This is a genomic window from Tuberibacillus calidus DSM 17572 (genome assembly GCF_000430685.1).
Lineage (GTDB): Bacteria > Bacillota > Bacilli > Bacillales > Sporolactobacillaceae > Tuberibacillus > Tuberibacillus calidus.
On sequence record NZ_AUMM01000089.1, the window covers coordinates 1 to 1,291 of the forward strand.

A 1,291-nucleotide genomic window follows, 5' to 3' on the forward strand; every position below is an offset into this window, starting at 1 on the left:
GGTTATCATAACAAGAGGGTAAAAGATCTGGCCGTTCGTGAATGGACATGCCCTAATTGTAAAAGCATCCATGACCGTGATATGGTTTTCTGCTCGGGATTCCGGTTTCGGGATTCATGGTGCTGCTTACGATTCTTCTTGCTGATGTGATTGATCGGGATGCTGCGCTGACCGGACGCCGACGCGAAGGGATGTACCTCGGCATGAACGGTTTTATCGTGCGTTTGGGCATGTCTCTGCAATATGTGGTCATGGCCGTGTTTTTCGATGTGAGCGGCTATAACGCCAATTTAGAAGTCCAAAGTCCACAAACCGTGATCGGTTTCCGTGTTTTGCTTGGTGTGGTTCCGCTTTTATTCCTGGTTGCTGCAGGGATTCTCATCTATCAATATATGAAACGCTTGAACCATCAGCCCACGATGGCCATGCCAGCTGATAACATTGTAAAATAAATAAAAAAATGGATCTGCGCGGATCATCCGGTGCGAATCCATTTTTTTGAGTAAAATTTTGCGATAGGCAACTTCTATCGATAAAATTTTTACGAAAAAGGATAAGTGCAGCAAAGTCAGACTTGCGTTTTTCAAGGTATAGTTATCGGTAAGTTTTGTTTATCGGTAGATTATTTTTGTGCCACTTGATCCGAAAACCATCGGCCGAATGCGGCGCACGCTTCCAGTTGTTCAGCGTTCGGGGTCAATTCAATTTTATACCCGTCAGCGATGACGTCAGCGCCTTGTTTCGTCAAAGCCTCGATCATGATGTCCACAGCAATCCCGTCATCCCCATACAAGGAGTCGTAAGATCCGAAGACAGCCGCTTTTTTCCCTGATAGATCGACGACTTGTAATTCATCATAAAAATCAAGCATTTCATCAGGTAGTTCCCCGGTTCCCCAAGTGTATGTTCCGATCAAGACCCCATCACATTGATTTAAGTCGGAGGCATGGGCATCATACGCGATGATTTGATCGACCTGATAACCATTCTGTTTTATTCCTTCGGCGATAGCTTTAGCCATCGCTTCCGTATTACCAGTAATGCTTGCATAAACAATAACGAAGTGTGCCATATTTTTTACCCCCATGGATTCATTATCCTAATCTAATTATAAATGGTTATAGGCTAGAAACGGTAATGATAATCATTATCAATTTATGAATTTCTTGTGAAGCCTTTTGTAAATTAATGAGTCAGAGCTAATTGCGCTGTCCGCAATAACTTGTCCCGCAAAACTTTGCGAGACCTGTCAAAAAAAATTTTCCCCCATTTTTCGATGTAAAAATAGAGG

At 43.1% G+C, this 1,291-nt stretch carries 2 protein-coding genes; one reads left to right on the forward strand and one right to left on the reverse strand.

Features of this window, described 5'->3' with window-relative positions; all coding sequences use genetic code 11:
- Window positions 1-98: 98 nt before the first annotated feature.
- Window positions 99-452, forward strand: a complete 354-nt coding sequence (locus H532_RS0114090; RefSeq protein ID WP_281169049.1) for an MFS transporter — start codon at window positions 99-101, stop codon at window positions 450-452.
- A gap of 170 nt (window positions 453-622) precedes the next feature.
- Here the strand turns inward: H532_RS0114090 and H532_RS0114095 are convergent, their stop codons facing one another.
- Window positions 623-1,072: a flavodoxin gene (locus H532_RS0114095; RefSeq protein ID WP_027725980.1), complete on the reverse strand. Its 450-nt coding sequence runs from the start codon at window positions 1,070-1,072 to the stop codon at window positions 623-625.
- Window positions 1,073-1,291: the final 219 nt, after the last annotated feature.

Coding starts and splice junctions, on each gene's coding strand:
- H532_RS0114095 (WP_027725980.1), bottom strand. CDS start 1,072: ATGGCACACTTCGTTATTGTTTATGCAAGCATTACTGGTAATACGGAA.